The organism is Collinsella sp. AF15-51 (assembly GCF_003462845.1).
In the GTDB taxonomy this organism is placed as follows: Bacteria; Actinomycetota; Coriobacteriia; order Coriobacteriales; family Coriobacteriaceae; genus Collinsella.
Window position 1 is genome coordinate 69021 of the sequence record NZ_QRYG01000004.1, and the last position, 16987, is coordinate 86007.

16 protein-coding genes are annotated in these 16987 nt (G+C 61.1%); all 16 read right to left on the reverse strand.

Translation table 11 applies throughout. The features are described from left to right. Nucleotides 1–22: 22 nt before the first annotated feature. Nucleotides 23–1210, reverse strand: coding sequence for a 1-deoxy-D-xylulose-5-phosphate reductoisomerase (dxr, locus tag DWW51_RS03455; protein WP_117564265.1), 1188 nt, complete (start codon nt 1208–1210; stop codon nt 23–25). Continuing rightward, on the reverse strand, nt 1210–2124 hold the full coding sequence (locus tag DWW51_RS03460; RefSeq protein WP_231501560.1) for a phosphatidate cytidylyltransferase: 915 nt from the start codon (nt 2122–2124) through the stop codon (nt 1210–1212). Before DWW51_RS03460 ends, dxr begins: the two co-directional genes overlap by 1 nt. A 2-nt stretch (nt 2125–2126) precedes the next feature. Continuing rightward, a complete protein-coding gene (locus DWW51_RS03465; RefSeq protein ID WP_117637242.1) occupies nt 2127–2921 on the reverse strand; it encodes an isoprenyl transferase in 795 nt (264 codons plus the stop codon). 1 nt (nt 2922) lies between these two features. Further along, nucleotides 2923–3459, reverse strand: coding sequence for a ribosome recycling factor (gene frr / locus DWW51_RS03470; RefSeq protein WP_006236112.1), 537 nt, complete (start codon nt 3457–3459; stop codon nt 2923–2925). Nucleotides 3460–3461: 2 nt separating this feature from the next. Then, nucleotides 3462–4184 carry a UMP kinase gene (gene pyrH, locus DWW51_RS03475; protein WP_117736676.1) on the reverse strand — a complete coding sequence of 241 codons (723 nt, stop codon included), beginning with the start codon at nt 4182–4184 and terminating at the stop codon, nt 3462–3464. Between the two features lie 117 nt (nt 4185–4301). Continuing rightward, nucleotides 4302–5171 (reverse strand): translation elongation factor Ts, encoded by an 870-nt coding sequence (gene tsf, locus DWW51_RS03480; RefSeq protein WP_117736675.1) that lies wholly within the window; start codon nt 5169–5171, stop codon nt 4302–4304. A gap of 45 nt (nt 5172–5216) precedes the next feature. Beyond that, nucleotides 5217–5945, reverse strand: a complete 729-nt coding sequence (gene rpsB / locus DWW51_RS03485; RefSeq protein WP_006236109.1) for a 30S ribosomal protein S2 — start codon at nt 5943–5945, stop codon at nt 5217–5219. Between the two features lie 219 nt (nt 5946–6164). Further along, nucleotides 6165–7085, reverse strand: a complete 921-nt coding sequence (locus DWW51_RS03490) for a tyrosine recombinase XerC (protein ID WP_117773532.1) — start codon at nt 7083–7085, stop codon at nt 6165–6167. Continuing rightward, entirely contained in the window at nt 7082–8419 is a 1338-nt protein-coding gene (gene trmFO / locus DWW51_RS03495; RefSeq protein WP_117773533.1) for a methylenetetrahydrofolate--tRNA-(uracil(54)-C(5))-methyltransferase (FADH(2)-oxidizing) TrmFO, read from the reverse strand. Before trmFO ends, DWW51_RS03490 begins: the two co-directional genes overlap by 4 nt. A 14-nt stretch (nt 8420–8433) precedes the next feature. Further along, entirely contained in the window at nt 8434–9366 is a 933-nt protein-coding gene (locus DWW51_RS03500; protein WP_117773574.1) for a DNA-processing protein DprA, read from the reverse strand. Continuing rightward, entirely contained in the window at nt 9366–10889 is a 1524-nt protein-coding gene (locus DWW51_RS03505) for a YifB family Mg chelatase-like AAA ATPase (RefSeq protein WP_117736672.1), read from the reverse strand. The genes DWW51_RS03500 and DWW51_RS03505 overlap by 1 nt, the downstream gene beginning before the upstream one ends. Continuing rightward, nucleotides 10889–11374: a YraN family protein gene (locus tag DWW51_RS03510; RefSeq protein ID WP_117637238.1), complete on the reverse strand. Its 486-nt coding sequence runs from the start codon at nt 11372–11374 to the stop codon at nt 10889–10891. The genes DWW51_RS03505 and DWW51_RS03510 overlap by 1 nt, the downstream gene beginning before the upstream one ends. 189 nt (nt 11375–11563) lie before the next feature. Further along, on the reverse strand, nt 11564–12352 hold the full coding sequence (locus tag DWW51_RS03515; RefSeq protein WP_117773534.1) for a ribonuclease HII: 789 nt from the start codon (nt 12350–12352) through the stop codon (nt 11564–11566). 93 nt (nt 12353–12445) lie between these two features. Continuing rightward, nucleotides 12446–12787 carry a 50S ribosomal protein L19 gene (rplS, locus tag DWW51_RS03520; protein WP_006236098.1) on the reverse strand — a complete coding sequence of 114 codons (342 nt, stop codon included), beginning with the start codon at nt 12785–12787 and terminating at the stop codon, nt 12446–12448. A gap of 209 nt (nt 12788–12996) precedes the next feature. After that, nucleotides 12997–15747 carry a pyruvate, phosphate dikinase gene (ppdK, locus tag DWW51_RS03525; RefSeq protein ID WP_117773535.1) on the reverse strand — a complete coding sequence of 917 codons (2751 nt, stop codon included), beginning with the start codon at nt 15745–15747 and terminating at the stop codon, nt 12997–12999. 346 nt (nt 15748–16093) lie between these two features. Beyond that, the gene (locus DWW51_RS03530; protein ID WP_117773536.1) at nt 16094–16969 is read right to left on the reverse strand and encodes a pyruvate, water dikinase regulatory protein; all 876 of its coding nucleotides are present in this window, start codon (nt 16967–16969) and stop codon (nt 16094–16096) included. Nucleotides 16970–16987: the final 18 nt, after the last annotated feature.

Consider the following 16987-nt stretch of genomic DNA (forward strand, 5'->3'; position numbering starts at 1 on the left):
ACGAAAAAGCAATCCTTATGGGTTAGGAACGGGTTGCGGCGAGCACCTGCGCAGCCTTTTCACGCGCCCACGCATCGATGTCGCGAAGCTGCTCAAACGAATCGACCACCTGCATATCGTGGGCGTCCATGCAGGATTCCACAATGCGATCGATATCGGTAAAGCTGCAGCCATCGTGCAGGAAGGCATCGACGGCGACCTCGTTGGCGGCATTGAGCACGCACGGCATGGTGCCACCCGTCTTGCCGGCACGCTCGGCCAGTGCCAGACAGCGGAAGGTATCCATGTCGGCAGCATCAAACGTGAGCTGCCCCAGCTCGCGGAAATCGATACGAGGCGCCGGAGTATCCCAACGCTCGGGATACGAGAACGCGAACTGGATGGGAATACGCATGTCGGATGCACCGAGATGCGCCATCACGGAGCCGTCGGCGAACTCGACCATAGAGTGAATCTTGGACTGACGCTGCACGACCACGTTAATGAAATCGAGGTCGCAGTTAAACAGATGCATGGCCTCAATGCGCTCCAGGCCCTTGTTCATGAGGGTGGCGGAGTCAATGGTGATCTTGGCACCCATGGCCCACGTGGGATGCGCGAGGGCATCGGCACGCGTCACGCGATCGAGCTCGTCGCGCGTGCGGCCAAAGAACGGACCGCCCGAGCAGGTGAGCCAAATGCAGTGGGCCTCGCGCGGGTTCTCCCCCAGATAGCACTGGTAGATGGCGGAATGCTCAGAGTCGACCGGAATAAGCTGGCCCGGTTGCGCCAACGGCATAAGCAAGTCGCCACCGACGACGAGGGACTCCTTGTTGGCAAGGGCAAGGCGCTTATTCGAGGTCAAGGCCGCATGGCTCGCCTCGAGACCGGCGGCGCCCACAATAGCGACGAGCACGCAGTCGACATCGTCGCGACGCGCGAGCTCGCAAACCGCCTGCGCGCCAACGCCGAGCTGTGTGCCCTCGGGCAACTCCTGCAGCACGGCGTCATCGCCATGAGCGACATCGGCAACGGCAACCGCCGGAACCGAGAACTCGCGGGCAGCGGCAACGAGCTCCGAGGTGCTGGAATTAACGGACAGCGCCGTCACCTGCAGGCGATCGGCATGCTGGCGGCACACATCGAGCGCCTGGGTGCCGATAGAGCCCGTACAACCCAGGATGGCAACGCGAAGGCGTCCATCGGGGCCATACGTCGTCTGGAAGGACATTACAGCACGCCTCCAATCATCAGCAACAGCTGTGCGGTGATGCAACCGAAGATAAGCGAATCGCTACGATCGAGCATTCCGCCGTGGCCCGGGATAAGGTTGCCGGAATCCTTGACGCCCACACCGCGCTTGATGCGCGACTCGATAAGGTCGCCGATAACGCCCAGAATGGACACGACCACGCCGCACAGCATCGCATAGGGCAGGCTGAGCTTGTAGAAGTGCGTCGCCCACAGGATGAGCCAAATCAAAACCGAGCCCAAGATGCCGCCGGCAAACCCCTCCCAGCTCTTTTTGGGGGAGATCTTGGGAACCATCTTGTGCTTGCCGATACGGCTGCCCACGATGTAGGCAAACGAATCGGAGACCCAAAGGGACGCGCAAACGCCCACTGAAAGCAGGGCGCCGGCAAAACCGGGCACGGCATCGCGCAGCAACACGATAGCCGACAGCATAAAGCCAGTGTAGATGGGACCCATGAGCGTCACGGCCACATCGGAGATGCGGGTACGCGGCGACCAGACATACCAAATGCCCACAGCGAGCATCAAGGCAAAAAGCAGGGCATTCAGCAACATCGAATCGCCCAACGCCGACAGCGGAAAGAGTACGGCGGCAGCGATACCCATGCGCTCGTTAGCCATCTTGCCATCGAGCCTTGTCATACGGAAAAACTCATAGCAGCACAGACCGCTCATGACAGAAACAAAGATGGCCGTGGGCACGATACCCAAAACCAGGCACAGGATAAAGACAACGGCGTAGACGATACCGGCGGCGGCACGGGTAATAAAGCCCGCCAACCACGAACCGGTGCCGTTCTTCGCTGCAGGCGCTCCCGCAGTGGCAGCCTTTCGCGCAGGCGCCGCGGAAACTGGCGTCTTGGGAGCAGATGCCTTGGGACGATCGGACATGATTAAGCCTCCTCGGTCTTGCTCAGTCCACCAAACCTACGGTCACGGCCCTGATAGGCCAAAATGGCGTCGACAAGGCCCCAACGATCAAAGTCGGGCCAATAGGTATCGGTGACGTAGAATTCGGAATAAGCCACCTGCCACAGCAGATAGTTCGAAAGGCGCAGCTCACCAGAGGTGCGAATCACAAGTTCGGGATCGGGAAGACCGGCGGTATAGAGGTGGGAAGCCACCATGTCGTCATCAATTGCGGCAGGATCGATCTTACCGGCGGCAGCGTCGGATGCGATCTGACGGACAGCGCGGGTAATCTCGGCACGCGCGCCGTAGTTGACGGCAAGCGCCAGCGTCATACCGGTGTGATCGGCGCACTCGGCAAGACCGCGCTCAAAAACGTCGCGAGTCTTCTTGGGCAGCGCGGAAATGTCACCCAAAAAGACTACGCGCACATTTTCGCGCTTCAGAAGCGGCAGCTCGTCGATAAACGTCTTGGCAAACAGGTGCATCAGAACGTTGACTTCGTGCTGCGGTCGATTCCAGTTTTCGGTCGAAAATGCATAGGCCGAAAGCACGTCGACGCCCAGGCGCACGCAGGCGGTAATGATCTCGCGCAGCGAGACGATACCCGCCTTGTGGCCCTCGGTGCGTGCAAGACCGCGCGACGTGGCCCAACGACCGTTGCCGTCCATGATGCACGAGATATGGTGCGGAATGTTATTGAGGTCAAGGTCGGAAAAACCGACGCCCGCAGGGGCGTCGGCAAAGTACTCGACCAGTTTATGCTCGTCGTATTGCACCTTAGATCTCCATGACCTCGGCTTCTTTTTCCTTCAGAAGCTCCTCAACCTTGGCGACATACTCATCGGTGTGCTTCTGGACCTTGGCCTGCTCGCGACGGACATCGTCCTCGGTGAGCTCCTCATCGCGCTCGAGCTTGTTGTTGAAGTCGCGACGGATGTTACGGATAGACACCTTGGCCTGCTCGGCGTACTCGCGGCACTCCTTGACAAGCTCGCGACGGCGCTCCTCAGTGGGAGCCGGGAACGGAAGACGAACGACGGTGCCATCGGAGTTGGGGGTAATACCCAGATCGGAAGCGCCGATGGCCTTGACGATAGCGTTGATGAGGGCCTTGTCCCACGGCTCGATGAGCAGCATGTGAGCCTCGGGGGTCTTGACGGCGGCAACCTGCGTGACCGGCGTGGGGACACCGTAATAATCGACGGTGATGTCGGACAGAATGTTGGCGTTGGCGCGACCGGTACGGACCTTGGAGAAGTTATGCTTGAGGGACTCGAGCGACTTGTCCATATGGGCGGTGATGTTCTCTGCCATGCTTAATCCTCCTGATAGACGAGCGTGCCGACGGGCTCACCCGCGAGCGCGCGCTTGACGGTGTCCTCGCCATCGATGTTGAGGACCAAAATCGGCATACGGTTATCCTGGCACAGTGCCGTAGCCGTGGAATCCATAACCTGCAGACCGCGGACGAGAACCTCGTGATAGGTAATCTTGTCAAAACGGACGGCATCGGCGCACTTGACGGGATCCTTGTCGTAGATGCCGTCAACCTTGGTGGCTTTAATCAGAATCTCGGCGCCGATCTCGCACGCACGAAGAGCCGCGGCGGTGTCGGTCGTAAAGTACGGATTGCCCGAACCGGCAGCGAAGATGACGACGTTGCCCTTGGACAGATGGTTGATAGCGCGGCGACGAATATAGGGCTCGCAGATCTCGTTCATCTGGATAGCGCTCATCACGCGGCAAGGAACATCGTTGTGCTCGAAGGCATCCTGCAGGGCGAGCGCGTTCATAACGGTTGCCAGCATCCCCATGTAGTCGGCCTGAGCACGCTCCATGCCACCGGCAGCGCCTGCCATGCCGCGGAAAATATTGCCGCCGCCGACAACGACGCCGACCTCATGGTCAACGGCGAGCAGCTCCTTGACCTGCTTGGCAAGATGATCGGTAACCTTGGGGTCGATGCCATATTGGCCGTCGCCCATCAGTGCTTCGCCGGAAAGCTTAAGAAGCACGCGTTTATATCGGATGTCGGACAAAGCGATCCTCCTTTAATTAGACTCTCAATATGATATCAAAGGCTCTGATAAGAGCCATGAAAAAGCAGGCTGTGAGTAAAACCCACAGCCTGCTCATTACCAGCTACAAGAGCTTATTTACTCGCCACGGACCAGACGGTCAAAGGCAACGACGGTAATGGTGTCGCCGAGCTCCTTGGAGACCTGCTCAGCGTACTTCTTGATGGTGAGGGAGCTGTCCTTGATGAACTCCTGCTCGGTGAGCACGGACTGCTTGTAGAACTTCTCCAGACGGCCAACAGCCATCTTCTCCTGGATAGCCTCGGGCTTGCCGGACTCGGCAGCCTGGGCCATGTAGATCTGCTTCTCGTGCTCGACGGTCTCGGCCGGAACCTGATCGCGGGTAGCGCAGATCGGGGCGACGGCGGCAACCTGAAGGGCAACGTCGTGAGCGAAGGTCTTGAAGGACTCAGCCTGAGCGGTCACGGCCTTCTCGAAGGCGAACTCGACGAGGACGCCGATCTTACCACCCATGTGGATGTAAGAAGCGAGCGCGCCGTTCTCGGCCTTGCGGGCAGCGAAGCGGGAGATCTTCATGTTCTCGCCCATGATGTGAATCATCTCGGTGAGCTCGGAGGAAACGGTCTCCTCGCCCATCGGCTTCTCGAGCAGAGCATCGACGTCAGCAGGCTCGGTGGTAGCGACAACCTCAGCGACCTTAGAAGCAAAGCCGGTGAACTTGGCGTTGGAGCCAACGAAGTCGGTCTCGCAGGAGAGCTCGAGCAGAGCGCCGGTCTTGCCATCCTCGGAGACGAACGCGGCGACAGCGCCCTCGTTGGTCTCACGGCCAGCCTTCTTGGCAGCCTTGGCAAGGCCGTTCTTACGCAGAACGTCGACAGCGGCGTCCATGTCGCCGTCAGCCTCGACGAGAGCCTTCTTGCACTCCATCATCGGGGAGTCGGTCATCTCGCGGAGCTGCTTGACCATAGCGGCGGTAATCTGGGCCATTGTGGTTCCTTTCAAAGAGATGAAAAAGAATTAACTAAGACTGATTTACTCGGCCTTGGGCTCAGCGGCCATCTCGGCCTCGGAGACCTGCTCCTTACCGGAGCCAGCGAGGCAGGCGTCAGCCATGAGCTCGCACATAAGGGTGACAGCGGAGATAGCGTCATCGTTGCAGGGGATGCCGTACTCGACCTCGTCGGGATCGGAGTTGGTGTCGATCAGAGCGACGACGGGGATGTTCAGGCGCTGAGCCTCCTTGATGGCGTTCTCCTCGCGCTTAGTGTCGATGACGAAGAGAGCCTGGGGCAGACCCTTCATGTCGCGGGCGCCACCGAGGTTGGTCTGGAGCTTGGTGAGCTCCTTGCCGAGCACAGCCTGCTCCTTCTTGGGGAGCACTGCCATGCGGCCGTCCTCGACCATGGCCTCGAGCTCCTCCATGCGGTTGATGCGGGAGCGGATGGTGACGAAGTTGGTCAGCATACCGCCGAGCCAACGCTGGTTGATGTAGGGCATATTAGCGCGCTCAGCAGCGTTCTTGACGGCCTCCTGAGCCTGCTTCTTGGTGCCGACGAACAGCACGTTGCCGCCCTTGGCGACGTTCTTGACGAAGGTGTAGGCCTGGTCGGCGTCAAGGATGGTCTGCTTAAGGTCGAGGATGTAGATGCCGTTGCGCTCACCGAAGATGAACGGCTTCATCTTGGGGTTCCAGCGACGGGTCTGGTGACCGAAGTGGCAGCCGGCCTCGAGCAGGGTGCGGATATTAATCTTGGTAGCCATGTTAAACCTCCTGTGGTTTGCCTCCGCGCGGGGTCATCCTCCAAAACCAACCCGGACATGTGCTACCAAAGCCCGGGCACCACGGTATGAAGTAGCCGCGCGTGCGTGATAAAAACCTGTTGCCGTGAAGCAACCCGATGAATGATAGCAGGAATGCATCTTCCTGCCAACCCGCAATCAAAACCACACACCTGAGCGCGGCGCGGGACGTCCCAGCCACTATTCGCCGCGGGGATGGGCTTGAGCCACAGCCCGCTTAAGCCGATCGGGTGTGAGATGCGTGTAGATCTGCGTCGTGGACAGGCTCGCATGGCCCAGCAGCTCTTGAACCGAGCGCAGGTCCGCACCGCCCTCGAGCAAGTCGGTCGCAAAGGTATGGCGCATCGCATGCGGGGCGATGTCGGCAGGCATGCCGGCGAGCGTCGCCAGCGTATGAAACCGCCGCCTGAGCATGGCGGCACTCATGCGATTACCGCGCGCCGATATAAGCAGCGGATGCGGCCCGGTAACGGGGTCACGACGCTTTGCCTGAGCGAGCAACTCCGGCCGTCCCTCCTCAATATAGAGACGCGTCGCCTCGAGCGCGCGACGATACAGAGGGACGATACGTTCTTTGCTCCCCTTGCCCCACAGGCGCAGCGTGCGTTCGGACCACGCAATGGACTCCACATTGAGTGCTGCGAGCTCAGAGATACGGGCGCCCGAGGCATAGAGCAGCTCGAGCATCGCCGCATCGCGCAGTCCCGCGGGTGTTGAGGTATCAGGCGTCTTGAGCAGCGCCTCGACCTGCTTGGTCGTAAGGACGCCCGGCAGGTCACGCGGCAGCTTGGGCGATGCGATCGCCGAGACTGCATCGCCCTCCACGACCCCCTCGGCAGCCATCCATCGATAGAGCGATCGGATAGCCGACAGATGCGCCGCAAGCGTTCGGGGAGCCACCTGCTCACGCGAAAGTTCGGCAAGATAGCGACGAATGGTGCGCACGTCGGCAGCGAAAGCATCTATATCCTCACGCTCGCACCAGGCAGCAAAACGCTCCAGCCTCGAGCCATAGGCCGTCACCGTGTTGGGAGAAAGTCCCTCGACACGTGAGATATAGGCGATAAACGAGTCGACGGTGTCGTACAGGTCAAAGGCTATGACCGGTCGCCTCCAAACAAATCGGGGCGAGTGGCCAGATAGGCATCAAGGGCCTCGAGCGCACGGTCCGCGTAAGCCTGGTAACGATCGCGCTTGCTGCGGCGCTTACCATCCTCGAGTGGCGGCACCAGGCCAAAGTTGACATGCATAGGCTGATAGCCCACGGTGGCAGGATCGGTAGCATAGCCCACGAGCGCACCCAGGGCGCCCACGCGCGGCAACTCGACGCCCGCGGCACCGATAGCCTCGGCATAGGTGTTGAGCGCCGCGAGCAGACCTGTCGCCACGGCTTCCATGTACCCCTCGGTGCCGGTGATCTGACCGGCCAGGCGCACGCCGGTACCGGGCACGGCAAAGGTGCCATCGAGCACGTGCGGGGCGTCGACAAAGGTATTGCGGTGCATGACACCGTAGCGGAAGAACTCAGCGTTCTCCAGGCCCGGCACCATATGGAAGACGCGCTTCTGCTCGCCAAAGGTCAGGTTGGTCTGGAAGCCCACCAGGTTATAGGCGGTCTTCTCCTTGTTCTCGGCACGCAGCTGAATCGCCGCCCAGGGACGACGACCGGTTCGCGGGTCGGTGAGGCCGACGGGCTTCATGGCGCCAAAGCGAATGGCGTCCTTGCCGGTGCGCGCAACTTCCTCGGCAGGCTGGCAGGCCTGGAACAGATCGCCGCCCTCAAAGTCTTTGAGCACCACGCGGTCGGCCGTGGTAAGTGCCTCGATAAAGGCCTCGTACTCCTCCTTGTTGAGCGGAGCGTTGAGATAGTCGCCGCTCCCCTGCTCCTCGTAGCGCGACTGCGAAAACAGCACGTCCATATCGAGCGTGGAGGCATCGACGATCGGCGCCGCGGCATCGAAGAACGCAAGGGCGTCGCCACCGACGAGCTTCATGACCTCTTCGCTCAGCGCCGGTGAACACAGCGGGCCCGCGGCAATGACCACGTGGCCCTCGGGAATCTGCGTGACCTCGCCGTGCGCGACCTCGATATTGGGACGGGCGGCAACCTCGGCCTCGACAAGCTCGGAAAACTTGACGCGGTCGACCGCCAGGGCACCGCCGGCGGGAACAGCCGCGCGATGGGCGCAATCGAGCAGGACTGAACCCATGCGCTTAAGCTCGGCCTTCAGCAAACCAGCCGCGGAATCCGGACGGGTCGACTTAAACGAATTGGAGCAGACGAGCTCTGCCAAGTGATCGGTATGGTGAGCCGGGGAGCTAACCTGGGGGCGCATCTCGCACAGCTTTACGGCAAAACCGCGGTCTGCCAGCTGGATCGCGCATTCCGAACCCGCCAGACCGCCACCGATAACCGTCACCTGATCGAACTGCATCTGCAAACACCTTTCTAATTGACACGTTTTCCATTGTGACCGAAGGGCGTCTGGGCGTGAAGGGCAAACTTGGAGGGCGCATACCTTCCATCCATCATGCGCTCGATAAGACCCTCGAGTTCAAGCGAACCCAAGAGTTTGAGTACGCCGACAGCATCGAGCGAGACAAGCGCCGCGATGTCGTCGACCTTGAGCGGAGAGGCGATGAGCGCATGCATCACGGTCTGCTGTGTTGGATCCAGGTCGGCAATGCCGGGAGCATCGGGGCGCGAGTAGCGCAGGGTGCCGTAGATGCGTGAGATAGCCATCTCGATAGATTCCTCGTCGATGATGCAGCAGGCACCGTTCGCAATGAGGTAATTCGTGCCACGCGACTCGGGCGATAGGATCGACCCCGGCACGACAAGAAGTTCGCGCCCCAAATCCATAGCAGCCTCGGCTGTAGAAAACGTCCCGGAAGGCATACCCGCCTCGGAAACAAAGAGGGCTTGCGACAGGGCCGCGATCACGCGATTGCGGCGCGGAAAGGCAAACTTGCGCGGACCCATGCCCCACGGAGAGATCGACACGACCGCGCCACCCGTATCGAGCGTGCGCATAATAAGCCCCGCGCTCGAGCGCGGGTAGACCACGTCGGCGCCCGTCCCCAGCACCACGACGTGTTTGCCGCCGGCGTTGACCGCAGCCCAACCCGAGGCCTGGTCACAACCGACCGCGCCGCCCGAAACTACCGTCACTCCCGCCTCGACCGCCACCTTTGCCGCAAGCTCTGCCACGGCAAGACCATACGGCGAGGCCTTGCGCGCGCCGATGATGGAGAGCGCGGGCGTCGAAAGCACCTCGGGGTTGCCGCGCACATAGAGCGTCTGGGGTACATCAGAAAGCTCCAAAACGGTCTCGGGATACAACGCATCACCTGGATGCAGCTCGTAGGTCCCCTCGGCCATCATTGGTCCCTCCTTCCCTGGTACATCGCTGCCTCGAGCACGTGGTCCTGCGTCACTTGCTCGCTCTCGGCGACGTCGGCGATGGTACGCGCGATACGCACCAGGCGCACGATGCCGCGACCCGTGAGATGTGTGCGCTTCGACAGGCCGAGCACACACTTCTCCGCCGCATCATCGAGCTCAAAGGTCGAAACGACGCCGTCAATGGACCGTGTCTCGTCATCTTCGGCCTCGGCATCCGCATCGTCCATACGGGATTCGCGCCAGGCGCGAAAAGCGCGACCGCGCACAACGTAGTCACGTAACTCGGCAGACGACATACCCTCCGCACCCTCGATAATCACTTGGGGGTCGGGACGGGTCACATCGATCATCATGTCGATACGGTCGGCCAAAGGACCGCGCAGTTTAGACCGATAGCGCTCGACCATCGCCGCTGAGCAGCGACACGGTACCTCGCGATCGCCCAAAAAACCGCAGGGGCAGGGATTGCTCGCAGCCAGCAGCTGAAAGCGCGACGGGAAGGTAAAGGCCCCGTCGACGCGCACGATCCTCACATAGCCGCGTTCGATGGGCTGACGCAGCGTCTGCAGCACACCCGTGGGAAACTCAGCAAGCTCGTCCAAAAAGAGCACGCCGCCATGAGCAAGGCTGATCTCACCCGGGTGCACCGGGCGCCCGCCGCCGATAAGACCTGCGGTCGAAATACTGTGGTGGGGACTGCGGAAGGGCCGGTGCCCCGCCAACAAGCCATCGATGTTCTCACCCAAAACCGAATGGATGCACAGCGCCTCCTGTTGATCCTCAACGGAAAGCTCGGGCAGGATGCCGGTCATACGACGCGCGAGCATCGTCTTGCCCGATCCCGGGGACCCGATCATGAGCAAGCCGAGTTCTCCTGCCGCCGCCAGCGCCATGCCGCGTTTAGCGACTTCCTGCCCCAGCACGTCGGCATAGTCGAGTTCGGGCTCAAAGGTCGCCTCAACACCCTCGGAATCCAGATAATGACGCACGGCATCGCCCATGCCGCGAGCAAGCTGAGACAGATGATCGATAAAGCCGCAATCAACGCCCGCAAGCGGCACATGCTGATCGGACCTGCCGGCGATAAAGGACAGCCCCATGTCGCGAGCCAATAGCTGAAACGCCACCTCGCCCTTGACAGGAAGCACCGTACCGTCCAAGCCAAGCTCGCCGGCGATAAGGCAGCGATCGAGGTTGTCACGGGGAATCTGACCATCGGCCGCTAGAACCGCGATGGCGATGGGCAGGTCAAAGCCGCTACCGGTCTTGCGGATATCGCCGGGTGCCAGGTTAACGGTAATGCCCGAGCGCGGGATCTCAAAGCCGGCCGAGCGCATGGCGCACCGGATACGCCCGCGCGACTCCATCACCTCCATACTCGGAATGCCGAGCATCTGGATGCCCGGAACGCCGCCGGCAAGCGAGACCTCGACCGTGACGTGAATCGCCTCGACGCCGCGAATGCAGGCCGCGTGAACGGCAAACGTCTCGAACGCCATCACGACACCTGCCAATCGAACGCGTTGTACTGGTGCTCGATCTCGGCGATATGCCCGCCGCGAATGGTGACGCCCACGGCATCGAAGCGAATCGCCTTGAGCGGATAATGCTCCATGAGATAGCAACTTGCGATGCGGCGGTAGCGGCGTTGCTTTTGGGCGTCCACGGCCTCCTCGGGAAAGACCCGCGTGCTGCAATCCAGTGCGACGCGTCTGGTCTTGACCTCGGCCATCACCACGACATCGTCGAGCTCATCGAGCAGCACCAGATCGGCCTCGCCCTCGGAGCAACGATAACCCTGCTCCAGCAAGGTGTAGCCGCGCTCGTTAAAGTAGTCGATGGTGATCAGCTCGCCCAGCATGCCCAGCTCGCGGGGACTGAGTCCCTTGATAAACTCGGGCGTCATCGCCCCGCAGTCGAGCTCGCCGTTTTCCCAACGCTCCTTGAGCTGCTGCGTCTTGCTCTTTTTGCTTGCGGCACTCATGGGGTCTCCTTTCCCGCACACTGCATTGCCCCGATGATGAGGGCACCTTTCATGCGGGTAAGTACCGGAAGCAAACCAAAAGCTGACCAAATGCCGTCAAAAAACGGGCCGTACGCAGCAATGCTGTTGCATACGGCCCGCTACCAGCAGGTTTATAAAACCCCTGAGGTCCCTGTCTCCACAATTGACCTAGAAAAGGCGCTCAGTCTGCAGAAAGTTTCCGCAAAAGCTCACGCGGTGCAGTGGACAAAGTCCATGTTTGCGAATGGCCTCGATGTGCTCGGGGCTTGCGTAGCCTTTCGATTCGGCCAAATGGTACTCGGGATACTCGGCATCGTACTCGACCATCATCTCATCACGCGTGACCTTGGCCATGATGGACGCCGCGGCGATACAGGCGATCTTTGCATCGCCCTTCACCACGTCGCGCTCGTTGGGAACGGCGCCCAAGGGGTTACCGTCCATAAGCACGCAATCGGGCTCGAGCCCCGTATCGGCCACGGCGCCCGCGACAGCGGCTCGAATGGCGCGGGCCATGCCCATCTCATCGATATCCTTAGGCGCGATATGCCAAAAACCAATTGCCGTCGCCACCTCGGCAATCTTCACTGAGAGCAACTCGCGGCGCGCCGGCGTGAGCTTTTTGGAATCGTTGATGCCCCAGACGCGCGGCTCCATAGGAAGGCAGACGGCGCATACCGTCAAAGGACCGGCCACCGATCCGCGACCCACCTCGTCGACACCAACGACTACCCCATCGCCGCCAAGCTCATGCATAAGCTCGTACATGTCATTGACGCGCTCGCGCTCGGCAAGTTCCTTGGCATGGCGCTTAAGAGCACGCTCGCAAGCCTTGATCACCTGCTGGCGCGGGTCCTCGCGATAATGCTCCACGAGGGCGGGGATCTCCTCAAACGTAGCGCTCGCCAACTCACCGGCAACCTGCGATGCCGAAACCGAGCTCGTCATATTGGCCATACCAGGCCCTCCTTGCATGCAAATCAGATAAAAAGAAGGGCCACCCGAAGGTGACCCTTGTGTCCAAACGAGTGGACAGACGCTTCGATCTTCTTAGCGCTTCTCGGGGATGCGAGCAGCCTTGCCCACCTTGTCGCGGAGGTAGTACAGCTTGGCGCGACGGACGCGACCATGACGAACGACCTCGAGCTTGGCGATCTTGGGGCTGTGAAGCGGGAAGGTACGCTCAACACCGACACCGAAGGACATCTTGCGGACGGTGAAGGTCTCGCGGGCACCGGCGCCGGCCATGCGGATGACGTCGCCCTGGAAGACCTGAATGCGCTCGCGGTCGCCTTCCTTAATGCGGTAGTGAACCTTGACGTTGTCGGCGACGCGAACCTGAGGAATGTCCTCGCGGATCTGCTGACGCTCGATTGCGCGGATGTAATCCATGTGCAATTCCTTACTCTTCTAGAGGTGCCGTACCACCTTGGCCGGCACGTAGTTGAACAAACGTATTCGAGTATACACGCGCGGGTTTCTGCTGCAAGAACATTTTTTCACGCAGACAAAAAGACAAAACCCGCACATGATAACCGCCCGTCTCAAGAATGAGACGGGCGGCATGAAGGGGGCTACGCTAGGCGTCTAAACCCAAAACGTTAGGCGGAACGCTTGGCCTCGAGCTTGGCCTGAGCGGCAGCCAGGCGCGCGAGGGGCACGCGATAGGGCGAGCAGGACACGTAGTCCACGTCGGCCACGTTAAACAGGCCCTTGATGGACTTGGGGTCGCCGCCGTGCTCGCCGCACACGCCAAAGTGCATGTCGGGATTGGTGGCACGGCCCTTCTCGACGGCCAAGCGCACGAGCTCCAGCACCGCCGCGTCGATGGTCTCGAAGGGGTTGTCTTTCAGGATCTTTTTATGCATGTACAGCGGGATGAACTTGGCCTCGGCGTCATCGCGCGAGAAGCCAAAGGTCGTCTGGGTGAGGTCGTTGGTGCCAAAGCAGAAGAAGTCGGCATGATGGGCGATCTCGTCAGCGACCATGCAGGCACGCGGCAGCTCGAGCATCGTGCCCACGGGAATATTGAGCTCGACGCCTTCCTCGGCGGAAACCTCGGCGATCACGCACTCGATAACCTCGCGGGTCTGGACATGCTCGGCCGTGATGGAAACGAGCGGAACCATGATCTCGGGGCGCGGGTCGACACCCTCCTTGATAAGGCGGGCAGCGGCCGTGGCGACGGCGCGAACCTGCATGAGCGGCAGATCGCCAAAGACGACGGACAGGCGCACGCCGCGCAAGCCCAGCATGGGGTTGGACTCGACCATGCCGTCAATGCGACGCAGGCGGGCGCGCAGGGCAGTGAGCTCCTCCTCGGGAGCGCCGGCGGCCTCCTTCTTGGTGATGGCGACCTCGAGCTCGCGAGGATTATCCAGGAACTCATGAAGCGGCGGATCGAGCAGGCGGACGACCACATCGCGACCGGACATGGTCTTGAACATCGCCAGGAAGTCCTCGGTCTGAACCTTGAGCAAGTCGGCCAGGGCCTGCTGCTTCACGGCCTCATCGTCAGACAGGATAAAGCTCTGGATGATGTTCTTGCGATCGCCCAGGAACATGTGCTCGGTGCGGCACAGACCGATGGCCTCGGCGCCAAACTCGAGCGCGAGCTCGGCATCCTCGGGGTTGTCGGCGTTGACGCGCACGTGGTTGGCGTGGCCGCAGGTCTCGTCCAAACGGATCTCATCGGCCCAGGACAGGATGGTGTCCAGGTCGCCGGTGAGCTCTGCAGAGACCAGGTCGACCGCGCCGTCGACGACGATACCCTGGGTGCCGTCGATGGAGATGACATCGCCCTCGCGCAGCACGCGGTCGCTGCCCTCGATGCGCACGACCTTCTCTGCCGCGTCAATGTGGAAGCGCTCAACGCCGCAAACGCAGGGCGTACCCATGCCGCGGGCGATAACGGCGGCATGGCTCGTCTTGCCACCGTGGCTGGTCAGGATGCCCTCGGCGGCGACCATGCCCTTCAGGTCGTCGGGGTTGGTCTCCCAGCGGACCAGAATGACCTTGTGGCCCTCGTTGGCGCGCGCGACGGCGTCATCACTCGAGAACACGACCTCGCCCACGGCGGCACCAGGGCTGGCGTTAAGGCCGCTGGCCAGGGCCTCGTACTTCTTGGAAGCGTCGAACTGCGGGTGCAGGAGCTGGTCGAGCTGCGCGGGATCGATGCGGCTCACAGCCTCCTCGCGGGTGATGAGGCCCTCCTCGACCATTTCGATAGCAATGCGCAGGGCGGCAGTGGCGGTGCGCTTGCCCACGCGGGTCTGGAGCATCCAGAGCTTGCCCTGCTCGATGGTAAACTCGATATCGCACATATCGCGGTAATGATCCTCGAGCGTCAGGAACACGCGCTCGAGCTCCTCGCCTGCGGACTCGAGGCCCGGGGTGGTCTTGAGGTCGGCGATGGGCTCGGTGTTTCGGATGCCGGCGACGACGTCCTCGCCCTGGGCATTCACCAAAAAGTCGCCATAGAACTCCTTGGTGCCGTCGGCCGGGTTGCGCGTAAAGGCGACGCCGGTCGCAGAGGTCTCGCCCTTGTTGCCAAAGGCCATGGCCTGGACGTTGACGGCGGTGCCGAGCTCGTCGGAAATGCCGTGCTGCTTGCGGTAGATGCAGGCGCGCTCGTTCATCCAGCTGCCAAAGACAGCCTGGATGGCAAGGCGCAGCTGGAGCTCCGGATCGTGCGGGAAAACGGGCTTACCGTCGGCGACCTCGAGCTCGGGATACAGGGTCGCCTCGACGTTCTCGGAGAAGATGCCCTTAAAGGTCTCGACGAGCTCCTGCAGGTCCTCGGCCGAAAGCTCGGAATCGACACGAACGCCGGCGACCAGGCGGGCCTGGGTCAGAGCGTTCTCGAATAGGTCGGCGTCGACGCCCATGACGACGTTGGAGAACATCTGGATAAAGCGACGGTAGCTGTCCCAGGCAAAGCGCGGGTTCTGCGTCTGCGCGATAAGGCCCTGGACGGAATCGTCGTTGAGGCCCAGGTTGAGGACCGTGTCCATCATGCCGGGCATGGAGAACGGAGCGCCCGAGCGAACCGACACGAGCAGCGGATCGGAGGCATCGCCGAGTTTCTTGCCGCAACGGGCCTCGAGGTCCGCCTCGGCGGCAACGATCTCATCGAGTGCGCCCTCGGGCCAGACGTTGCCGGCACCGGAGTACTCGACACAGGTCTGGCAGGTAATGGTAAAGCCACCGGGAACCGGCAGACCGATGCGGCTCATCTCGGCAAGGTTTGCGCCTTTGCCGCCAAGCACGAAGTTCATGGATTTGTCGCCCTCAGTGACACAGGTGCCCTGGGCGTCGGTTCCAAAACGGTAAACCCTCTTGCAATCGCTCACGATACTTCCCCTTCCATGCGCTTACGCGCACGACCGTGGTAACGAATCGACCCGCCGGATGCGGGCCGTGAGGGAACTATACGGCGGGTTTTGGACAGGCTTGAGCAGAGGGTGCGCGGTTTGGTAAACGTGCTAAAACCGGCGGTAAACGGTAGGTAAAGGTGGCTACCTTATGAAGATACCACTACAAGGAAAGTGCAGGTCGGATGCGATGTTTTTGCTAAATCGCTTTATCAATTCAGGCTATTTAGCCACTCCGATGATTTTTCTGGGACGGGGATTTAAAAATCATTAGGTACTCAATGATTTTTTTATCCCCGTCCCAGAAAAATCATCGCAGAAAGGACTACTGCTGTTGGACGCGGCGGGCGGCTCGGCGGGCGCGGGCATCTTGGATTTCCTCCAAGTGGCTAATGATCTCGGCAGCGCTTTCCTCGATGGCTTTGCCGTCGGTACGCACAACAAAGCAGCCTAAGCGCTTCATGAGAGCACGAGCTTCCTCAAGCTCGCCGCGCACGCTCTCGGGCTCGGCATAGGAGCCGGCAACGGCACGGGCGTAGTCATCGCCCAAGCGGCTATCGCGAATTTCGGAAATCACATCGACGGTCGAAATCAGGCCGAACAGGTGCATCGGGTCAACCTCGTAAATCGACTTGGGCGGCTCCATGCCATGCGCCAGTGGGACATTGGCGACCTTGTAGCCCTGATAGGCTAAATACATCGACAGCGGCGTCTTGGATGTACGCGACACACCCAGCAGCACGATATCGGCACCCGACAGATCGTCGCAACCACGACCGTCATCGTGCTCAACGAAATACTCCATGGCCTCGATACGATGGAAATAGCGGTCATCGGTCTTGTGAATCACGCCCGCAACGCACTTGGGCGGCACACCGATGAGCGACGACAGCACGGCAAGCGTCGGGCCGATCAGGTCGACCGAACGGATATGCAGCATACCCAGGTAATCGAGCACGCGGGCGCGAAGCGCCGGATCGACAATGGTATGGAACACGGCGACATCGCGATGGTCGGCATCGACGCGCGGCCCCACAAATGACTTGACCTGCTCCACGGAGGTCACCTTGGGCAGGCGCAAAACGCGAAAAGCCCCTTCATCAAATTGCCCGGACGCCGCAAGCACCACCTCACAAGCGGTATCGCCGAGCGAGTCGGAGATAACGATAACGGTGGGACGAGCGGTGACCGGGCAATCCATGCGGGGCTCCTTTTGCGC

Excerpts from the sequence above, each read along its gene's own strand:
- trmFO (WP_117773533.1), bottom strand. The coding sequence starts at position 8,419 with ATGCAGTTCGATCAGGTGACGGTTATCGGTGGCGGTCTGGCGGGTTCG.
- frr (WP_006236112.1), bottom strand. The coding sequence starts at position 3,459 with ATGGCAGAGAACATCACCGCCCATATGGACAAGTCGCTCGAGTCCCTC.
- DWW51_RS03510 (WP_117637238.1), bottom strand. The coding sequence starts at position 11,374 with ATGAGTGCCGCAAGCAAAAAGAGCAAGACGCAGCAGCTCAAGGAGCGT.
- DWW51_RS03460 (WP_231501560.1), bottom strand. The coding sequence starts at position 2,124 with ATGTCCGATCGTCCCAAGGCATCTGCTCCCAAGACGCCAGTTTCCGCG.
- DWW51_RS03505 (WP_117736672.1), bottom strand. The coding sequence starts at position 10,889 with ATGGCGTTCGAGACGTTTGCCGTTCACGCGGCCTGCATTCGCGGCGTC.
- rpsB (WP_006236109.1), bottom strand. The coding sequence starts at position 5,945 with ATGGCTACCAAGATTAATATCCGCACCCTGCTCGAGGCCGGCTGCCAC.
- tsf (WP_117736675.1), bottom strand. The coding sequence starts at position 5,171 with ATGGCCCAGATTACCGCCGCTATGGTCAAGCAGCTCCGCGAGATGACC.
- DWW51_RS03500 (WP_117773574.1), bottom strand. The coding sequence starts at position 9,366 with ATGGCCGAGGGGACCTACGAGCTGCATCCAGGTGATGCGTTGTATCCC.
- DWW51_RS03515 (WP_117773534.1), bottom strand. The coding sequence starts at position 12,352 with ATGGCCAATATGACGAGCTCGGTTTCGGCATCGCAGGTTGCCGGTGAG.
- DWW51_RS03530 (WP_117773536.1), bottom strand. The coding sequence starts at position 16,969 with ATGGATTGCCCGGTCACCGCTCGTCCCACCGTTATCGTTATCTCCGAC.
- rplS (WP_006236098.1), bottom strand. The coding sequence starts at position 12,787 with ATGGATTACATCCGCGCAATCGAGCGTCAGCAGATCCGCGAGGACATT.
- dxr (WP_117564265.1), bottom strand. The coding sequence starts at position 1,210 with ATGTCCTTCCAGACGACGTATGGCCCCGATGGACGCCTTCGCGTTGCC.